We start from the raw sequence: 18039 nt of genomic DNA on the forward strand, positions 1-18039 counted from the left end.
CCCGCCGGTACCGCGGCAGCGGCGGCACCCGAACCGGAGCCGGAAGCGGAAGCGGAACCAGAACCGGAAGGATTCTTCGAGGGCTTGGGAGCGCCGTCCCCCGACGACGCACGAGAACGCGTACTCACAGCGCGGTCACCTCAGCCACATCCGTCACCCTTTCGAGGCCGGCGAACAGATCGCGCTCACGACCACCGACCCCTGTCGGCACTTCTCCCCGCACCCGCTCGAAGTACTCCACCTCGAAGATCGGCTGCGCGCGGTCGTTGGAGAGGATGAAGAGCGGCTCGCTGACCTGGATCTGGGTGGCGTGGGCGCGCATCGCCGCCGCCTTGGCCGCCTTGACGGCGGTGCCGTCGATCTCCGTGGTGACGCGCTCGTCGTCGGTGACGCCCGGCACGTCCGCGACGACGGCCGGGGTGGTGAAGGGCGAGGACCGCAGCGCGTCCGCGAGGCCCGCGAAGCGCTCGTCGGCGACGGAGCGCGGGACGCGGTTCCAGTAGATCTTGGCGATGGTGTGCGGCTCGCCGAGGTCGGCGCGGAAGGCGGGCTCGGCGGCGAGCTCGGCGGCCCGCATCGCGACGCGGTGCGCCTGGATGTGGTCGGGGTGGCCGTAGCCGCCGTCCGGGTCGTACGTCACGAGGACCTGCGGGCGCACCTCGCGGATCACCTCGACGAGGTACGCGGCCGCCTCGTCGAGGTCGGCCGACCAGAAGGCACCCGCCCGGTGGTTCTGCTCGGCGCCCATCATCCCGGAGTCGCGGTAGCGCCCGGTGCCGCCGAGGAAGCGGTGGTCGGTGACCCCCAGCTCCCGCATGGCGGCCGCGAGCTCCCCGACGCGCCGGGCGCCCAGGGAGTCCTCGCGGTCGGCGGCGAGATGGGCGAGCTCGGCCGGGATGACCTCGCCCTCCTCGCCGAGCGTGCAGGTCACCAACGTGACATGGGCGCCGTCGGCCGCGTACCTGGCCATGGTCGCGCCGGTGGTGATCGACTCGTCGTCGGGGTGCGCGTGCACGAGCAGCAGGCGCCGGGCGGGCAGTTCCGTCATGGGACCACCCTACGAGCACCGCGGGGAGGGCTCAGAACTTGATGTCGCCGATCATCCCCGCCACGTTCGTCGTCAGCTCGCTGATCGTCGGCGCCACCGACGAGCTCGCCAGGTAGAAGCCGAGCAGCGTACACACGACCGCGTGCCCGGCTTTGAGTCCTGACTTCTTGACCAACAGGAAAACGATGATCGCCAGCAGCACCACCGCCGAAATCGAGAGTGCCACGGCGGTCACCTCCAAGTCGTTGCCGTAACCCAGTGCGGACGCACGCCAGCAGGTTCATACCCACCAAGCGCTACGGATCATAACTATCCGTGTGGACGCATGAGTCGGAGCACGGCAGCACAGGGGGCGCATGCGCCCTAGGCTCGGGGGATGACCACCGAGAACCCCGGAATCACCAGGCCCGACGAGAGCCCGGCACAGCGGCTCTCCTTCCCGCGCGCGCACGCCCGCACGCAGCGCTTCACGCTCGGTGCGCCCCGTTCGTTCGCGGTGGCGCCCGACGGGTCGCGGGTCGCCTTCCTGCGCTCCCCGGCCGGTACGGACCGCACGCACCAGCTCTGGGTCCTCGACGTGGCGGACGGCGGCGGCGAGCGCGTGGCGGCCGATCCGGGGGCGCTGCTCGGCGGCGCGGAGGAGGAGCTCTCGGCGCAGGAGCGCACGCGGCGCGAGCGCAGCAGGGAGAGCGGCGCGGGCATCGTGGGCTACGCGACGGACGCCGCGGTGGAACTGGCGGCGTTCGCGCTGTCGGGCAGGCTCTTCGCCGCCGAGCTGCGCGCGGGCACGACGCGCGAACTCCCCGCCGTGGGGCCCGTGCTCGACCCGCGCCCGTCGCCCGACGGTCGGCACATCGCGTACGTCGCCCGGGGCGCGCTGCGCGTGACGGGCGCCGACGGCACGGCGGACCGGACGCTCGCGGCGCCTGAATCCGGCCAGGAAGAAACCGTCACATACGGGCTCGCCGAGCACGTCGCCTCCGAGTCGATGGCGCGCTACCGCGGCTTCTGGTGGTCCCCCGAATCCGACCGTCTGCTCGTGGCCCGGGTCGACGACGCCCCCGTGCGGCGCTGGTGGATCGCCGATCCCGCGCACCCGGAGCGGGAGCCCCAGCGGGTCGCGTACCCGGCCGCGGGCACGGACAACGCGGACGTACGACTGTTCGTACTCGGCCTGGACGGCACGCGCACCGAGGTCGTCTGGGACCGGGCCCGCTTCCCCTATCTCGCACGTGTGCACTGGTCAGCGGATGGCGCGCCGCTGCTGCTCGTCCAGTCGCGCGACCAGTGCGGCCAGCTCTACCTCGCGGTGAACCCGGACGACGGGTCCACGCGGATGGTGCACGCGGAGGACGCGGATCCGGCGACGGCGTGGCTCGACCTCTTCCCCGGCGCCCCCTGCTGGTCGCCGAGCGGCAAGCTGGTGCGCATCGTGGACGAGGGCGGCGCCCGGGTCCTCGCGTGGGGCGAACGGCCCCTGACAGGACCGCAGTTGCACGTCCGCGCGGTCCTCGACGTGACCGAGGAAGATGTCTTGATCTCGGCGTCGGCGGGAGCGGCCGCGGCCGCTCCGGAGACCGGCGAGATCCACGTCTACCGCGTCAACGAACTGGGCGTGGAGCGCTACTCACGGGAGCCCGGGGTGCACTCGGCGGTCCGCGCGGGCGGCCTCACCGTCCTCGTCTCCGCCTCGCTGGAGCGGCCAGGGTCCCAGGCGCTGGTGCTGCGCGACGGCAAGCAGGTGGCGGCCATCGCCTCGTACGCGCAGCGCCCGGGGCTCACGCCGCGCGTGACGCTCACCGAAGGGGGCGCACGGAAGATCCCGTGCGCCGTCCTGCTCCCCACGGAATACCAGGCGACGGACGGGCCGCTCCCGGTACTGCTCGATCCGTACGGCGGTCCGCACGGTCAGCGCGTTCAGCATGCGCACAACATCTTCCTCACCTCCCAGTGGTTCGCCGACCAGGGCTTCGCGGTGATCGTCGCGGACGGCCGCGGCACCCCGGGCCGCTCCCCCGCCTGGGAGAAGTCGATCAAGAACGATCTGACGCTGACGCTCGACGACCAGGTCGACGCGCTGCACTCGCTCGCGGCGACCGGGGAGTACCCCCTGGACCTGGACCGGGTGGCGATCCGCGGCTGGTCCTACGGCGGCTACCTGGCCGGGATGGCGGCGCTGCGCCGCCCCGACGTCTTCCACGCGGCCGTGGTCGGCGCCCCCGTGACCGACCTGCGGCTGTACGACACCCACTACGAGGAGCGCTACCTCGGCGACCCGAACAAGTCTCCGGACATCTACCGCCACAACTCCCTGGTCTGGGACGACGGCATCGTCGACGCGGCCGAGCCGCACCGCCCGATGCTGATCGTGCACGGCCTCGCCGACGACAACGTGGTGGTGGCGCACACCCTGCGGCTGTCCTCGGCGCTGCTCGCCGCGGGCCGCCCGCACGAGGTGCTCCCGCTGTCCGGCGTCACGCACATGACGCCGCAGGAGCAGGTCGCGGAGAATCTGCTGCTGCTCCAAGTGGAGTTCCTGAAGCGCTCGCTGGGCCTGTGACGGGCGACCGGCGGGGGCGGCGGCGCGCGCGGCCCCCGCCGGTCTACGGCACGACCTGCTTCTCCTCCGCGAAGTGGCACGCCGAGTCGTGCGCGGCGGGGCCGCCGCCGATGCGGAACTCCGCGGGCACCGCGAGCTCGGGCACCTCCAGGGAGCACCGCTCCCGCGCCTTCCAGCAGCGGGTGCGGAAGCGGCAGCCGGAGGGCGGGTTGGCGGGCGAGGGCACGTCGCCGCTCAGGATGATCCGCTCCCGGTGCTCGCGCGCCTCGGGATCGGGCACCGGCACGGCGGAGAGCAGCGCCTGGGTGTAGGGGTGGGTGGGGTGTTCGTAGATCTGTTCGTCCGAACCGATCTCGACGATCCGTCCCAGGTACATCACGCCCACCCGGTCGGAGATGTGCCGCACGATCGAGAGGTCGTGGGCGATGAAGACGTAGCTCAGGTCGAACTCGTTCTGGAGCTTCTCCAGGAGGTTGATGACCTGGGCCTGCACCGAGACGTCGAGCGCGGAGACCGGCTCGTCGGCGACGATCACCTCGGGCCTGAGCGCGAGACCGCGCGCGATGCCGATGCGCTGGCGCTGACCGCCGGAGAACTGGTGCGGATAGCGGTTGATGTACTCGGGGTTGAGCCCGACCACGTCGAGCAGCTCCTGCACCTTCTGGCGCCGCGAGCCCTTCGGGGCCACCTCGGGATGGATCTCGTACGGCTCCCCGATGATGTCGCCCACCGTCATGCGCGGGTTCAGCGAGGTGTACGGGTCCTGGAAGACCATCTGGATGTTGCGCCGGACCGCCTTCAGCGCACGCCCTGACAGCTTGGTGATGTCCTCGCCCTTGTACCGGATCTCACCCGCGGTCGGCCGCTCCAGGTTGACGAGCATCTTCGCGACGGTCGACTTGCCGCAGCCCGACTCGCCCACGATGCCGAGGGTCTCGCCCTGGGTCAGGTCGAAGTCGACGCCGTCCACGGCCTTGACCGCGCCGACCTGCTTGCGGACGACGATGCCCTGGGTCAGCGGATAGTGCTTGACCAGACCGCGCACCTGGAGGATCGGCTCGTGCCCGGAGGGCGAGCCGTGCGCGGCGAACTCCGACTCGGCGCGGGCCTTGTCCATCAGCTGCCGCGCGGTCTCGCCCTCCTCCTCGAGCCGCTTCTTGCTCACATGCTCACCGTGCGACATCGAGCGTCTCCTTCCAGAAGTGGCAGGCGCTCCTGCGTTCGGCGGCGAGGCCCTCGTACGTCACCTTCGCGAGCGGTGGCTCGTCGGTGCGGCAGACGTCCTGGGCCATGGGGCAGCGGGGGTTGAAGGCGCAGCCCGGCGGGATGTTCATCAGGTTCGGCGGCAGGCCCTTGATCGCGTAGAGGTCCTGGCCCTTCTGGTCCAGGCGCGGGATGGATTCGAGCAGGCCCCGGGTGTACGGGTGGGCGGGTGCCTGGTAGATCTCGTGGACGGGGGCCTTCTCGACGATGCGGCCCGCGTACATGACGGCGATGGTGTCGGCGACGTCCGCGACGACCCCGAGGTCGTGGGTGATGAGGATCAGGCCCATGTTCATCTCGCGCTGCAGCTCCGCGAGGAGGTCCATGACCTGCGCCTGGACGGTGACGTCGAGGGCGGTGGTCGGCTCGTCGGCGATGATCAGCGAGGGTTCCAGCGCCATCGCCATGGCGATCATGATGCGCTGGCGCATGCCGCCGCTGAACTGGTGCGGGTACTGGCCGACCCGCTCCTTGGCGGCCGGGATGCGCACCCGGTCCATCAGCTCGACGGCCTTGGCCCTGGCGTCCTTCCTGGACAGACCCTTGTGGACCACGTACATCTCGCCGAGCTGCTCGCCGACGCTGAGCACCGGGTTCAGCGAGGACAGCGCGTCCTGGAAGATCATCGCCATCCCGGCGCCGCGCACCTTGCGCCGCTCCTCCTCCTTGAGCTTCAACAGGTCCCTGCCCCGGAAGAGGATCTCGCCCGCGGTGATCTTCCCCGGCGGGATGTCGAGGATGCCCATGACGGCCTGGGCGGTCACGGACTTGCCGGAGCCCGACTCACCGAGGACGGCGAGGGTCTCGCCCGCGTCCACGCTGTAGTCGACGCCGTTGACGGCCTTGGCGACCCCGTCCCTGGTGCGGAACTCCACGTGCAGATCGCGTACTTCGAGCAGCTTGTCCGTGCCCGGCGCCCCGGGTACGACGGCCTCGGATGCCACGGTTGCCATGTGCGCCTACCTCAGCTTGGGGTCGAGGGCGTCGCGCACCGCGTCGCCGAGCATGATGAACGCGAGCACCGTGATCGCCAGCGCGCCGGCCGGCCAGAGCAGCATGTGCGGGGCGTTGCGGATGTACTGGGAGGCGGCCGAGATGTCGATGCCCCAGCTGACGGTCGGCGGCTTCAGGCCGACGCCGAGGTAGGAGAGCGTGGCTTCCAGGGCGATGTACGTACCCAGCGCGATGGTCGCCACGACGATCACCGGGGCGACGGCGTTCGGCGTGATGTGGCGCAGGAGCATCCGCGAGTTGGAGGCGCCGAGGGCCCGCGCCGCCTGGACGTAGTCGTTCTGTTTGGCGGTGATGACGGAGCCGCGCGCGATGCGGGAGAGCTGCGGCCAGCCGAGCAGCACCATGAAGCCGACCACGGGCCAGACCGTGGAGCTGGTGACCACCGACAGGAGCACCAGACCGCCGAGGACGACCGGGATGGCGAAGAAGATGTCGGTGATCCGGGAGAGGATCGCGTCCCACGCCCCGCCGAAGAACCCGGCGAGCCCGCCGAGCACGCTGCCGAGGATCGCGACGCCGAGCGTGGCGCAGACGCCGACGGTGACCGAGACCCGGGTGCCGTACACGACCCGGGTGTAGACGTCGCAGCCCTGTTCGTTGAAGCCGAAGGGGTGTCCTGGCGAGGAACCCTTCTGGCGGTTGGCGAGGTCGCAGTCGAGCGGGTTGCCGGAGGCGATCAGCGAGGGCCAGATCGAGATGATGACGAGGAAGACGATCACGAGCCCCGAGACGATGAAGATCGGGTTGCGCCGCAGGTCCCGCCAGGCGTCCGACCACAGGCTGCGCGCGGGCGCCGAAGGTCCCGCGCCGCCGTCGGGCCCGCCCGGGGTCAGGGAGGTCCCCTCGCTGGTGGCGAGGTCCATCGCGCCGCCCGCACCGGTCGCGGCGATCGCGCCCTGCGGCTCCTTGGGTTCAGGCATAGCGGATCCTCGGGTCGAGTACGGCGTACAGGAGGTCGACGATCAGGTTGGCCACCAGGAAGACCAGGACGAGGACGGTCACGAAGCCGACGACGGTCTGCGTGCTCTGGCGGAGGATCCCCTGGTAGAGCTGGAAGCCGACGCCGTGGATGTTGAAGATCCGCTCGGTGACGATCGCGCCGCCCATCAGCGCGCCCACGTCCGTGCCGATGAAGGTGACGACGGGGATCAGGGAGTTGCGGAGCAGGTGCCGGGTGATGACGCGGCGCCGTGGCAGGCCCTTGGCGATGGCGGTGCGGACGTAGTCGGCGCGCCGGTTCTCCGCGATGGAGGTGCGGGTGAGCCGGGTGACGTACGCCAGGGAGACCGAGGCGAGGACCAGCCCGGGCACGAGCAGTTCGTTGAAGGGCGCCTCGCTGGACACCGAGGGTTTGATGACGCCCCACTGGACGCCGAGCACCAGCTGGAGCACGAGTCCGGTGACGAAGGTGGGCACGGAGATCACCACGAGCGTCACGAGCAGCACGACGGTGTCGATCGGGCGCCCGCGCCGCAGCCCCGTGAGCACGCCGAGCGAGATGCCGATGACGATCTCGAAGACGATCGCGACGATGGTCAGCCGGATGGTGACGGGGAAGGCGGCCGACATCAGCTCGGTGACCTTCTGGCCGTTGAAGGCGGTGCCGAAGTCGCCGGTGAAGACGTTGCCCATGTACGTCAGGTACTGCTGCCACACCGGCTTATCGAGGCCGAACTCCTTCTTCAGCTGCATGGCCGTGGCGGGATCGCACTTGCGGTCGCCGCACAGGCCCGCGACGGGGTCGCCCATCACGTTCACCATCAGGAAGATCAGCAGCGTGGCGCCGAAGAAGACCGGGATCATCTGCAGCAGACGCCGGATCACATAACGTCCCATGGGGGCTCCGGAATTAGGGGGAGCGGCCGCCCCTGGCCCTCGCGGGCGGGCGGCCGCTCCCGGCGTCTCAGTTGACCTTGATCTCGTTGTAGACGGGCACGCTGAACTGGTTCAGCGCGACGTTGGAGACCTTGTCCGAGTAGCCCGCGCTGCCGTTCTGGTACCAGAGCGGGATGGCGGGCATGTCCTTGGCCAGGACCTTCTCGGCGTCCTGGAAGGTGCTGACGGCCTTGGCCTTGTCGGTCTGAGCGTTGGCCTGGTCGACGAGCTTGTCGAAGTCCTTGCTGTCGTACTTGCCGTCGTTGGACGGGGCGTCCGTGTAGTACGTGGGCTGCAGGAAGTTCTGGATCAGCGGGTAGTCCATCTGCCAGCCCGAGCGCCAGGCGCCGTCGAGCTGCTGCTTGGACGCCTTGCTGCGGAAGTCGGCGAAGGTGCCGATGGGGTTGCCGACGCAGGCCTTGTCGTTGCCGAGCGCCTTGTTGATGGAGTTGCAGACGGCGTCGACCCACTCCTTGTGCGAGCCGGTGTCCGCGTTGTACGAGATCTTGAGCTGGCCGCCGGGGATGCCGCCGCCCTCGGCGACGAGCTTCTTGGCCTGCGCGGCGTCGTACTTGCAGGGGTCGCCGCAGAGCCCGTCCTTGTAGCCGCCGTCGTCGCCGAGCACGGGCGAGGTCCAGTCGGTGGCGGGCGTGCGGGTCTTCTGGAAGATGCCCTCGGTGATCTGCTCGCGGTTGATCGCCATGGACAGGCCCTGGCGGACCTTCTCCATGCCCGGCTTGTTCCACTTGCTGTCGTAGAACGGGAAGGCGAGGGTCTGGATGATGCCCGCGGGGGTGTTGATGTAGCGGTCGCCGAGGTCGTTCTTGGCGTTGCTGAGCTGGGATGCCGGGACGTCGTCGACGAGGTCGAGGTTGCCCGCCATCAGGTCGGTGTAGGCGGTGTTGTTGTCGGTGTAGACGTTCATGTCCACACCGCCGTTCTGCGCCTTGTCGTCGCCGGGGTACCCGTCCCACTTGCGCAGGGCCATCTTCGAGCCCTTGGTGTACGAGTCCACGGCGTACGGACCGTTGCCCACCGGCTTCTTGAGCCAGGCGTCGTGGTCGTCGTAGAACGCCTTGGGCAGCGGGGCGAAGGCCGGGTAGCCGAGGGTGTCGGGCCAGGTGGAGAACTTCTGGCTGAGCTTGACCGTGAAGGTCGTGTCGTCGACGACCTTGAGCCCGGAGAGGGTCTGGGCGCTCGCGGCGCCCGTCTCCGGGTGGACCTTGTCGTAGCCCTCGATGTAGCCGAAGAAGTAGGCGTTCTTCTGGTTGTTCTTGAGGTTCGCGCCGTAGTTCCAGGCGTCCACGAAGGACTTGGCGGTGACCTTCTCGCCGTTGCTGAACTTCCAGTCGTCCTTGATCTTGACCGTGAAGTTCTGCGCGTCCTTGGTGTCGATCGAGTCGGCGATCATGTCCTTGGCCTCGCCGGTCTTCGGGTCGTACCGCTTCAGGCCGCGGAAGACCATGTCGAGGATCTTGCCGCCCTGGACCTCGTTGGTGTTCGCGGGTTCGAGCGGGTTCTGCGGGTCGCCCCAGGAGGAGCTCACGATGCCGGAGCCGTCGCCGCCACCGCCGCCGCTTCCCCCGCCACCACAGGCCGTCGCCGCGAGGGCGACGGCGACCGCACCAGCGGCCCACTTGGCGTGCGTGGCTCCACGCATGGAGTCCTCCTGTCCTGAAGCCGAGCCGCAGCTCCGCGATACGTGACCTGTCTCACTTACCGCCAAATATCGCCTCAGGCGTCATGAACCGCACATTTAGCCCACCCGTACGAGTCGGAGCCCATCCGGATGTACGTATTCCGAGACTGCGGCGCCCGCATAACGGACTCATTGCCGGGCTTGTCATGAACAATCCGAGTTGTCCATCACGCTTGATTACGCGAAGGCAATGCGCATGCCAAGCTTGCGCAAAGTCGCAGTAAAGGATCCCAAGGTCCACTCAAGGGGCCTGACGATTCATTGACCGCGCGGGAAACGCCTTGCGAAAGTCGCGCCTAGCCCGTAGGTGCCCGGTTGTCCTGCGGATTCCTGACGACCCTGCCGGGCCTGGAGTGCCATGACCTCGCCAACTCCCGCTGCCGCCGCCACGCTTGAAGTGACGGACAAGACCGACGGCGCGCCTTCCTCGCCCAACGACAAGGGCAGCAAGGGCCGTTCGCCCGGACGGCTCGCCTGGACCCGGTTCAAGCGGGACAAGTCCGGCATCATCGCCGCGGGCGTGGTCGTCTTCTTCTTCGTGATCGCCCTGTGCGCACCGCTGATCGCGAAGCTCTACGGAAAGGACCCGTACACGACGTACGGGCTCGACGACCCCTCCCTGCTCAACGAGTTCGGCTATCCGGTCAAGGCGAACGGCGGGATCGACGGCAGTTTCTGGTTCGGCGTCGAGCCGACCCTGGGCCGCGACGTTTTCACCTTCCTGCTCTACGGAATCCGCAACTCCCTGCTGATCGCGGCCATCACGACGCTCCTGGTGACGTTCTTCGGGATCGTCATCGGCATCACCGCCGGATACATCGGCGGCAAGACCGACTACCTCATCGGCCGGATCATCGACATCCTGCTGGCCTTCCCCTCCACGCTCTTCTACATCGCCTTCTTCCCGGTGATGATCTCGATCCTGGTCAGCCCCACGGACAAGACGCCGATGTGGCTGATCGTCACCAGTCTCATCACGGTGATGACCGCGTTCGGCTGGGCGCCGATCGCGCGACTGCTGCGGGGTGAGGTACTCGCCCTGCGCGAGCGGGAGTTCGTGGAGGCGGCGAAGGTCACGGGAGCGTCTCCCACGCGCATCATCTTCAAAGAGCTCCTCCCCAACCTGTGGACGCCGATCCTGATCCAGGCGACCCTCGCCCTGCCGCTGTTCGTCACCGCGGAGGCCGGACTCGCCTTCCTCGGTGTGGGGCTCGAAGAACCCACGCCGGACTGGGGCGTGATGATCCAGAACGGTTCGAAGTACTACCAGGACGACATCACCTTCATGGTGTTCCCCGGTCTGGCCATGGTGATCTTCGTGGTCGCCTTCAACCTCCTCGGCGACTCCGTGCGCGACGCGCTGGACCCGAAGACCAGGCGCTGACGCTCCCCCGCGGCCGGTCCGCCCGACGGGGGCGTACCGGTCCGCCTTCTCAGCCTTCTCCGCTCTTCTTCCTTCACACACAGGGTTGGTAGCAACATGGCAATCTCCCGCAGAAACCTCCTCATCGCCTCGTCGTTGGCGGCGGGCGGGTCGCTCGTCCTCTCCGCCTGCAGCAGCGGTGACTCGGGCGGCGGCAAGGGCGGTGCGCACGGCGGGGCCACGGAGTACACGGGCGCCAACGTGAAGATCGGCACCGCGGAGGACTCCGCGGGTCCCGCCGCCGAGGTCCCCGGCGCGAAGAAGGGCGGCACGATCTACGGCGTCGCCGAGGACGACGTGTCGCACATGGACCCGCAGCGCATCTACTTCGCGTACAACTCCACGATCGCCATGCTCTTCGCGCGCGCCCTCACCGGCTACAAGACCGACATGAAGGGCCGCCAGACCCTGGTCGGCGACCTCGCCACCGACACCGGCAAGTCCTCCGACGGCAACAAGACCTGGACCTTCACGCTGAAGGACGGTCTGAAGTGGCAGGACGGCAGCGAGCTGACGGTCGAGGACGTCCGGCACGGCATCGAGCGCGGCTGGGCCCCGTTCATCACCGAGGGCGCCGCCTACGTCCAGACGGCGCTGACCGGCAAGGGCGCCAAGTGGCGTGACGCGTACGAGGGTCCGTACAAGGGCAAGCACCTGGACTCGATCGTCACCGACAAGGCGAAGAAGACCATCACCTTCAAGCTGAAGGAAGCCCGTCCGGACTTCAACTTCACGCTGGCGATGAGCTCGTACGCCGCCACCCCGGTGAAGCACGACACCAAGGAGAAGTACGACAAGGCGCCCTTCTCCTGCGGCCCCTACATCGTCAAGGCCCGCTCCATCGACAAGTCGATGACGCTGACGCGCAACAAGCACTGGGACCCGAAGACCGACCCGATCCGCAACGGCTACCCGGACGGCTTCGAGTTCGAGTTCGGACCGACAGGGCTTGAGTCCTGCGACCGCTTCATCGCGGACCAGGGCAACGACAAGCAGATGGTCGCCATCTACGAGAACATCCCGGCCGAGCGCATGCAGAAGGTGCTCACCACGCCCGACATCAAGGCGCGCAGCTTCAACGGCCTCTCCACGGGCACCTACTACTTCGCCATCAACATGAAGCGCGTGCCCGACCTGGAGGTCCGCAAGGCGCTGCTCATCGCCTGGCCCCTGGAGCAGAGCCGCAAGATCTACGGCGGGACCAGCGCGGGCGAGTACGCGACGACGATCCTCAGCCCCGACATCATCGGCCGCGAGAAGTTCGACCTGTACGGCAAGCTCGACAAGCCGCAGGGCGACGTGAAGCGGGCGCACGAGATCCTGAAGAAGGCGAACAAGCTCGGCACGAAGATCGTGTACGCCTTCCCGCGGCGCCCCACGTACGACAAGACCAAGATCGTCATCGAGAAGAACCTGCGCGAGGCGGGCTTCGACCCGGTCATCAAGCCGCTCAACTCGACGGACTTCTACGACCAGGCCCAGCGCCTGGACAACAAGTTCGACGTGATGTGGTTCGGCTGGTCCCCCGACTGGCCGACCGCCTACACGATGATGCAGCCGATGTTCGACGGCGAGGCCATCGGGGACGGTCAGAACAACGTCTCGCAGGTGAACATCCCCTGGATCAACGAGGCGATCAAGAAGAACGCGGTCATCCCCGACCCGAAGGAAGCGGGCAAGGCCTGGGCCGCGCTCGACAAGCGGATCATGAAGGAGGTCGTGCCGATCATCCCGGAGACCTTCCAGCGCCGCTGGTACCTGCACGGTTCCAAGGTCGGCGGCGCCATCCACGACCCGCAGTTCGCGGCCACGCTGCTCTCCAAGGTGTTCGTCAAGGCCTGACGACGGTGTACGTCAAGGCCTGACGACCGGCCCCCCGGGGCGGGCTCCCCCATGAGGGCGTCCGCCCCGGACACCACCTCCCGCACGGCATCCGTCAGGAATCCCAACGCCCATGTTCCGCTTCCTCATTCGCCGCATCGTCGGCGGCGCGGTGATCCTGCTGATCATCAGCGCCATCGTCTTCCTCCTCTTCTACACCGCCCCGCGCGACCCCGCGCGTCTGGCCTGCGGCAAGGTCTGCCCGCCGGAGACGCTGGCGCTTGTGAAGCACAACCTGGGGATCGCCGACCCGGTGCCGGTGCAGTACTGGCACTGGTTCGAGGGCCTGTTCGTCGGCCGCGACTACGACACCTACGGCTTCTGCGACGCGCCGTGCCTCGGCTACTCGTTCCGCAACCGTGAGCCCGTCCTCGCCACCATCCTCGACCGCTTCCCGGCCACGGTCTCCCTCTCGTTCGGCGCCGCTGTCGTGTTCGTCATCTTCGGCGTGGGCACCGGCATGCTGGCCGCCGTCAAGCAGGGCAAGGCCCTCGACAAGATCGCCTCGTCCGCGTCGCTGATCGCCTCGTCGATGCAGATCTACGTCGTCGGCGTCTTCGCCGTCTACGTCTTCACCGACCAGTTGCACCTCCTGGACCGGCCCTCGTACACACCACTGTCCGAGAACCCCGCCAAGTGGTTCTCCGGGCTGCTGATCCCCTGGCTGGTGCTCGCGCTGATCTTCACCGCGAACTACACGCGCATGGCGCGCTCCCAATTGGTCGAGTCGATGAACGAGGACTACGTCCGCACGGCCAAGGCCAAGGGGCTCTCGCGCCGCACCGTGTTCTTCCGCTTCGCCTGGCGCGGCGCGATGGGGCCGATCGTCACCATCTTCGGCCTCGACCTCGGGGTGCTGCTCGGCGGCGCCATCATCACCGAGAAGACCTTCGCCCTGCACGGCATCGGCGAACTCTCCGTGAAGGCGGTCGACACCAGCGACCTGCCGCTGCTGCTCGGCGTGGTCCTGGTGGCCGCGGCGGCGATCGTCGTCTTCAACATCATCGTCGATGCCCTGTACGCGCTGATCGACCCGCGCGTACGGCTGTCCTAGGGCTCAGGGAGCGAGATCTGATGAGTACCCCCTTCCTGTCCGTACGGGACCTGCACGTCCACTTCTCCACCGAGGACGGCATGGTCAAGGCCGTCGACGGCCTCGACTTCGATCTCGAGCGGGGCAAGACCCTCGGCATCGTGGGCGAGTCCGGCTCCGGCAAGTCCGTGACCAACCTCGCCATCCTCGGCCTGCACCACAAGGACAGCTCCGTCATCGACGGTGAGATCCTGCTGGACGGCCAGGAGCTGCTCACCGCCACCGAGCGCGAGCTGGAGAAGCTGCGCGGCAACAAGATGGCGATGATCTTCCAGGACGCGCTCGCCTCCCTGTCGCCGTACCACACGATCGGCCGCCAGATCGGCGAGACGTTCCGCAAGCACACCGGCGCCTCCAAGACGGAGGCGCGGGGCCGGTCGATCGAGATGCTGAAGAAGGTCGGCATCCCGCAGCCCGATCTGCGCGTGGACGACTATCCGCACCAGTTCTCCGGCGGCATGCGCCAGCGCGCGATGATCGCGATGGCGCTGGTCTGCAACCCGGCACTGCTGATCGCCGACGAGCCGACGACGGCGCTCGACGTGACGGTCCAGGCCCAGATCATGGACCTGCTCAAGGAACTTCAGCAGGAGTTCGGCACCTCGATCATCTTCATCACGCACGACCTCGGCGTGATCGCCGACATCGCGGACGACGTCCTGGTGATGTACGGCGGCCGGTGCGTGGAGCGCGGTACGAAGCAGGAGGTCCTGCGCGCGCCCCAGCACCCGTACACCTGGGGCCTGCTGGGCTCCATGCCCTCGCTCGAAGGCCCGGTGGACGTCCCGCTCTCGCCCATCCCCGGCACCCCGCCGAGCCTCCTCAACCCGCCGTCCGGCTGCCGCTTCCACCCGAGGTGCACGTTCACCGAGCAGGTGGGCGGCGGGCGCTGCGCGGACGAGCTGCCGCTCCTGGAGCTCTCCGAGGGCCGCGGCGCCGCCTGCCACCTCACGGCGGAACAGCGCAGCGAGTTCTTCGCCGACTTCGCGAGCACGCGCACCGACTGACGTACAGACGTACAAGAGACGGGACTTCACGACGATGAGCAGCACCCCTCCCACTCCTCTCCTGGATGTCAGCGGGCTGACCAAGCACTTCCCGGTGATGGGCGGCTTTCCGTTCCGGCGCAAGATCGGCGCCGTACAGGCCGTGGACGGCCTGGACTTCACCGTCGCCGAGGGCGAGAGCCTCGGCCTGGTCGGCGAGTCCGGCTGCGGCAAGTCGACGACGGGACGTCTTGTCACCCGCCTCCTGGAGCCGACCGGCGGGAAGATCTCCTACCAGGGGAAGGACATCACGCACGCCTCGCGCAAGGAGCTGGCGCCGGTCCGCTCGGAGATCCAGATGATCTTCCAGGACCCGTACGCGTCGCTGAACCCGCGGCAGACGGTCGGCAAGATCATCTCGGGTCCGATGGAGGTCAACGACATCAACCCGGCGGGCGGCCGCGAGGCGCGCGTGCGCGAGCTCCTGGAGACGGTCGGGCTCAACCCCGAGCACTTCAACCGCTTCCCGCACGAGTTCTCCGGCGGGCAGCGCCAACGCATCGGGGTGGCGCGAGCGTTGGCCCTCGAACCCAAGCTGATCGTCGCGGACGAACCGGTGTCGGCGCTCGACGTCTCGATCCAGGCGCAGGTGGTGAACCTGCTGCAGAAGCTCCAGCAGGACCTGGGCATCGCGTTCCTCTTCATCGCCCACGACCTGGCCGTCGTACGCCACTTCTCGCAGCGGGTCGCCGTGATGTACCTCGGCCGCATCGTGGAGATCGCGGACCGTGAGGACCTGTACGGGAACCCGCGCCACCCCTACACCAAGGCGCTCCTGTCCGCCGTCCCCGAGGCGACCGCGGACGACGTGCCGCGCCGCGAACGCATCCTGCTCACCGGGGACGTCCCGTCCCCGGTCAACCCGCCCTCCGGCTGCCGCTTCCGCACGCGCTGCTGGAAGGCGGAGGACAAGTGCGCGACGGACAGCCCGCCGCTGGTCCAGCTGGACGGCAACCGGGACGGGCACCTGACGGCGTGCCACTTCCCTGAGTCCGCCTCGGAGTTGGCGATCCCGGCGGCTCGCAAGTCGCTGTAGCCCGCACAGCGACCCGGTTCCGGCCCGCGCCTCCCCCTTGACCCGAGCTGGGCGCGGCGCCCGGAGCCGGGCCACCCGGAAGGCCCGTGCCGCCCCGGGGCGGCACGGGCCTTCCGTCTGGGTCCCCGCCCTCAGGACGACCGGTCGAAGTCGTCCACCGTCTCCACCACCGAGAGCCACTTGCGGCCGTGCTCCAGGTACACGCGCAGGTGGGACCGAGGGCCCGTGTCCGTGCCCGTGTAGTACGCGTCCGCCCCCGCCCCCCGCCGCTCCATGCCGCAGTCGCCGAGCACGTTGCGCAGGTGCCGGAGCACCGCGTCGGTGTCGGTGGCCGTGCGGAACTCGGCGTAGCGGTGCCGGGCGGCCGCGTTGTTGTCCCCCTGGTACATGCGGGCGAAGCGGGTCTGGTCGGGCTCCTTCCCTCCTCCGGTGGGTGTGCAGCCGACGTCGTCGATGCCGACCTTGCCCAGGGTCAGGTCCACGTCACCGCCACGGTCCCTCTCCTTCCAGTGCCACTTCCCGTACAGCGGCAGCTCCTTGGCCCGCAGCAGGTGCACCACACCGTCGTTCTTGTACGGGGTGTCGCCCTGCCCGTACGTACGCGAGGGCCCCGCCGGGCGCACGTCCCTGCCGCCGTCACCGCTCCCCGGCACCGCCGCCCACACCACCGCCCCCGCCACGACCGCGACCGCCGCCGCGGACAACGCGATCCGACGCCTGGCCCGCCGCCGACCGCCCCTGGCCCGCAGCTCCGCGCCCTCCGGCATGCGCAGCGGGACGTCGTCGAGCAGCTCCTCGACCTGGACCTGTCGCCCCTGGATCTCAGCCATGGTGGGCCGCCCCTTCCGTGCGGAACGCCGCCGTGTCGGCGAGGCGTTCGCCCAATACCTTGCGGGCCCGGCTCAGCCGGGTGCGCACGGCGCCGCTGGAGGCGCCGGTCTCCTGTGCGACCTGTTCCACGGGCAGGTCGAGGAGGTGGTACAGGACCACCACCTGCCGCTGCTGGGGCGGGAGTTCACGCAGGGCCTCCACCAACGCCACGCGGTCCGCGGAGAGTTCGGGGAGGTCGGCGCCCGGGCCGTGTCTGAAGTGGGCGCGCACCCGGTTCCGCGTACGCCGCCAGGTGCTGATGGCGAGCCGCGCCGCCACCGTCCGCACCCACGGCAGCGGATCCCCATCGCGGGTGAGCCGGTCCCACCGCTGCCACGCCCGTACGTACGCCTCCTGCACCGCGTCCTCCGCCTCCGCGAGATCGCCGGTCATCGCGTAGACCGTGGCGACCAGGCGTTTGGCGGTGGCGGCGTAGAACGCGTCGAAGTCCGCGCCGTACCCCTGGTCTGTCTCTTCGGGCCGCGTCGCCATCGTCCCCCGTCCATCCCTCGTCCGGCGCGCACGTCCGCCCGCCGCTCCTGACTCATACACGCCGGGGGGCCGGAAGTTGTTACAGGTGACTTCCCTGCACCCGATCGGACGCGAGACGGGCGTGCAGCTCCACGTCGTGCCGCACCCCGTCGTACGCGAGCTTCTGCCGCTGCACCCCCTCCACGGCGAACCCGGCGGCGCGGGCCACCCCGCACGACGCGGGGTTGTCCGTGCGGTGCCCCAGCTCCAGCCGGAACAGGCCGAGGTCCCTGAAGGCCCACCGGGCGAGCGCCGCGCAGCCGCGTGCCGCCACGCCCCCGCCGCGGGCCCGCTCCACCGTCCAGTACGACACCCAGCCGGTGGCGTGCGCGCGGTTCACCGCACCCACCGCGACGTGGCCGAGGGGCCGGTCCCCGGCGTCCACCACGGCGAAGGCGTACGCCGAGTCCGCCACGCGCTCAGCGGCGCGGCGGGCGATCCAGCGGCCCGCCGCCCCCGCCGAGTCCACGGGCTCGTCCGCCTGCCGCTCCATCAGCGGCGCACGGAAGGCGGCGAGGACCGCCGCGGCGTCCCGCTCCCGCCAGGGGCGCAGGACCAGTCCCCCGCCCGCGTCGATCCCGCCCGCTCGATCCGTCTCCGCCTGCCCTGCCATCGGAGTCCCTCCTGTTCCGGGGAAACGGGGAAACGGGGAAACGGGGAAACGGGGAAACGGGGAAACGGGGAAACGGGGAAACGGGGA

16 protein-coding genes are annotated in these 18039 nt (G+C 69.3%); 6 read left to right on the top strand and 10 right to left on the bottom strand.

Annotated features, from left to right (window positions below):
- Positions 1–124 precede the first annotated feature (124 nt).
- Together mshB and CP970_RS14895 are read right to left on the bottom strand one after the other, a co-directional pair.
- Entirely contained in the window at positions 125–1048 is a 924-nt protein-coding gene (gene mshB, locus CP970_RS14890) for an N-acetyl-1-D-myo-inositol-2-amino-2-deoxy-alpha-D-glucopyranoside deacetylase (RefSeq protein ID WP_055548376.1), read from the bottom strand.
- Between the two features lie 31 nt (positions 1049–1079).
- Positions 1080–1274, bottom strand: a complete 195-nt coding sequence (locus CP970_RS14895; protein ID WP_055548403.1) for a hypothetical protein — start codon at positions 1272–1274, stop codon at positions 1080–1082.
- A 150-nt stretch (positions 1275–1424) separates the two neighbouring features.
- On the opposite strand from CP970_RS14895, the gene CP970_RS14900 reads away from it, so the two are divergent.
- A complete protein-coding gene (locus CP970_RS14900) occupies positions 1425–3608 on the top strand; it encodes a prolyl oligopeptidase family serine peptidase (RefSeq protein WP_055548378.1) in 2184 nt (727 codons plus the stop codon).
- Between the two features lie 43 nt (positions 3609–3651).
- On the opposite strand, the gene CP970_RS14905 is transcribed toward CP970_RS14900, so the two are convergent.
- From CP970_RS14905 to CP970_RS14925, 5 genes are all read right to left on the bottom strand, one after another.
- The gene (locus CP970_RS14905; protein WP_055548405.1) at positions 3652–4725 is read right to left on the bottom strand and encodes an ABC transporter ATP-binding protein; all 1074 of its coding nucleotides are present in this window, start codon (positions 4723–4725) and stop codon (positions 3652–3654) included.
- Between the two features lie 52 nt (positions 4726–4777).
- A complete protein-coding gene (locus tag CP970_RS14910; protein ID WP_055548381.1) occupies positions 4778–5824 on the bottom strand; it encodes an ABC transporter ATP-binding protein in 1047 nt (348 codons plus the stop codon).
- Between the two features lie 6 nt (positions 5825–5830).
- Entirely contained in the window at positions 5831–6805 is a 975-nt protein-coding gene (locus CP970_RS14915) for an ABC transporter permease (RefSeq protein WP_055548383.1), read from the bottom strand.
- Positions 6798–7721, bottom strand: coding sequence for an ABC transporter permease (locus CP970_RS14920; protein ID WP_055548385.1), 924 nt, complete (start codon positions 7719–7721; stop codon positions 6798–6800). Before CP970_RS14920 ends, CP970_RS14915 begins: the two co-directional genes overlap by 8 nt.
- Positions 7722–7788: 67 nt before the next feature.
- On the bottom strand, positions 7789–9420 hold the full coding sequence (locus CP970_RS14925) for a peptide ABC transporter substrate-binding protein (protein ID WP_055548387.1): 1632 nt from the start codon (positions 9418–9420) through the stop codon (positions 7789–7791).
- 397 nt (positions 9421–9817) lie between these two features.
- On the opposite strand from CP970_RS14925, the gene CP970_RS14930 reads away from it, so the two are divergent.
- The 5 genes from CP970_RS14930 (at position 9818) to CP970_RS14950 (ending at position 15938) form a co-directional block, all read left to right on the top strand.
- Positions 9818–10843: an ABC transporter permease gene (locus tag CP970_RS14930; RefSeq protein WP_079043567.1), complete on the top strand. Its 1026-nt coding sequence runs from the start codon at positions 9818–9820 to the stop codon at positions 10841–10843.
- A gap of 96 nt (positions 10844–10939) precedes the next feature.
- On the top strand, positions 10940–12724 hold the full coding sequence (locus CP970_RS14935; RefSeq protein WP_055548391.1) for an ABC transporter substrate-binding protein: 1785 nt from the start codon (positions 10940–10942) through the stop codon (positions 12722–12724).
- A gap of 112 nt (positions 12725–12836) precedes the next feature.
- A complete protein-coding gene (locus CP970_RS14940; protein ID WP_055548393.1) occupies positions 12837–13817 on the top strand; it encodes an ABC transporter permease in 981 nt (326 codons plus the stop codon).
- A 20-nt stretch (positions 13818–13837) separates the two neighbouring features.
- Complete coding sequence (locus tag CP970_RS14945; RefSeq protein WP_055548395.1) at positions 13838–14863, top strand: ABC transporter ATP-binding protein; 1026 nt, start codon at positions 13838–13840, stop codon at positions 14861–14863.
- Between the two features lie 34 nt (positions 14864–14897).
- Entirely contained in the window at positions 14898–15938 is a 1041-nt protein-coding gene (locus CP970_RS14950) for an ABC transporter ATP-binding protein (RefSeq protein ID WP_055548397.1), read from the top strand.
- A gap of 131 nt (positions 15939–16069) precedes the next feature.
- Here the strand turns inward: CP970_RS14950 and CP970_RS14955 are convergent, their stop codons facing one another.
- The 3 genes from CP970_RS14955 to CP970_RS14965 form a co-directional block, all read right to left on the bottom strand.
- Positions 16070–16768 (bottom strand): hypothetical protein, encoded by a 699-nt coding sequence (locus CP970_RS14955; RefSeq protein ID WP_150493390.1) that lies wholly within the window; start codon positions 16766–16768, stop codon positions 16070–16072.
- Entirely contained in the window at positions 16761–17300 is a 540-nt protein-coding gene (locus CP970_RS14960) for a SigE family RNA polymerase sigma factor (protein WP_150493392.1), read from the bottom strand. Before CP970_RS14960 ends, CP970_RS14955 begins: the two co-directional genes overlap by 8 nt.
- A gap of 79 nt (positions 17301–17379) precedes the next feature.
- On the bottom strand, positions 17380–17952 hold the full coding sequence (locus tag CP970_RS14965) for a GNAT family N-acetyltransferase (protein ID WP_150494792.1): 573 nt from the start codon (positions 17950–17952) through the stop codon (positions 17380–17382).
- Between the last annotated feature and the right edge of the window lie 87 nt (positions 17953–18039).

Source organism: Streptomyces kanamyceticus (genome assembly GCF_008704495.1).
Classification (GTDB): Bacteria; Actinomycetota; Actinomycetes; order Streptomycetales; family Streptomycetaceae; genus Streptomyces; species Streptomyces kanamyceticus.

Excerpts from the sequence above, each read along its gene's own strand:
- CP970_RS14965 (WP_150494792.1), bottom strand. The coding sequence starts at position 17,952 with ATGGCAGGGCAGGCGGAGACGGATCGAGCGGGCGGGATCGACGCGGGC.
- CP970_RS14950 (WP_055548397.1), top strand. The coding sequence starts at position 14,898 with ATGAGCAGCACCCCTCCCACTCCTCTCCTGGATGTCAGCGGGCTGACC.
- CP970_RS14905 (WP_055548405.1), bottom strand. The coding sequence starts at position 4,725 with ATGGACAAGGCCCGCGCCGAGTCGGAGTTCGCCGCGCACGGCTCGCCC.
- CP970_RS14900 (WP_055548378.1), top strand. The coding sequence starts at position 1,425 with ATGACCACCGAGAACCCCGGAATCACCAGGCCCGACGAGAGCCCGGCA.
- mshB (WP_055548376.1), bottom strand. The coding sequence starts at position 1,048 with ATGACGGAACTGCCCGCCCGGCGCCTGCTGCTCGTGCACGCGCACCCC.
- CP970_RS14955 (WP_150493390.1), bottom strand. The coding sequence starts at position 16,768 with ATGGCTGAGATCCAGGGGCGACAGGTCCAGGTCGAGGAGCTGCTCGAC.
- CP970_RS14935 (WP_055548391.1), top strand. The coding sequence starts at position 10,940 with ATGGCAATCTCCCGCAGAAACCTCCTCATCGCCTCGTCGTTGGCGGCG.
- CP970_RS14915 (WP_055548383.1), bottom strand. The coding sequence starts at position 6,805 with ATGCCTGAACCCAAGGAGCCGCAGGGCGCGATCGCCGCGACCGGTGCG.
- CP970_RS14910 (WP_055548381.1), bottom strand. The coding sequence starts at position 5,824 with ATGGCAACCGTGGCATCCGAGGCCGTCGTACCCGGGGCGCCGGGCACG.
- CP970_RS14930 (WP_079043567.1), top strand. The coding sequence starts at position 9,818 with ATGACCTCGCCAACTCCCGCTGCCGCCGCCACGCTTGAAGTGACGGAC.
- CP970_RS14960 (WP_150493392.1), bottom strand. The coding sequence starts at position 17,300 with ATGGCGACGCGGCCCGAAGAGACAGACCAGGGGTACGGCGCGGACTTC.
- CP970_RS14925 (WP_055548387.1), bottom strand. The coding sequence starts at position 9,420 with ATGCGTGGAGCCACGCACGCCAAGTGGGCCGCTGGTGCGGTCGCCGTC.
- CP970_RS14945 (WP_055548395.1), top strand. The coding sequence starts at position 13,838 with ATGAGTACCCCCTTCCTGTCCGTACGGGACCTGCACGTCCACTTCTCC.
- CP970_RS14940 (WP_055548393.1), top strand. The coding sequence starts at position 12,837 with ATGTTCCGCTTCCTCATTCGCCGCATCGTCGGCGGCGCGGTGATCCTG.
- CP970_RS14920 (WP_055548385.1), bottom strand. The coding sequence starts at position 7,721 with ATGGGACGTTATGTGATCCGGCGTCTGCTGCAGATGATCCCGGTCTTC.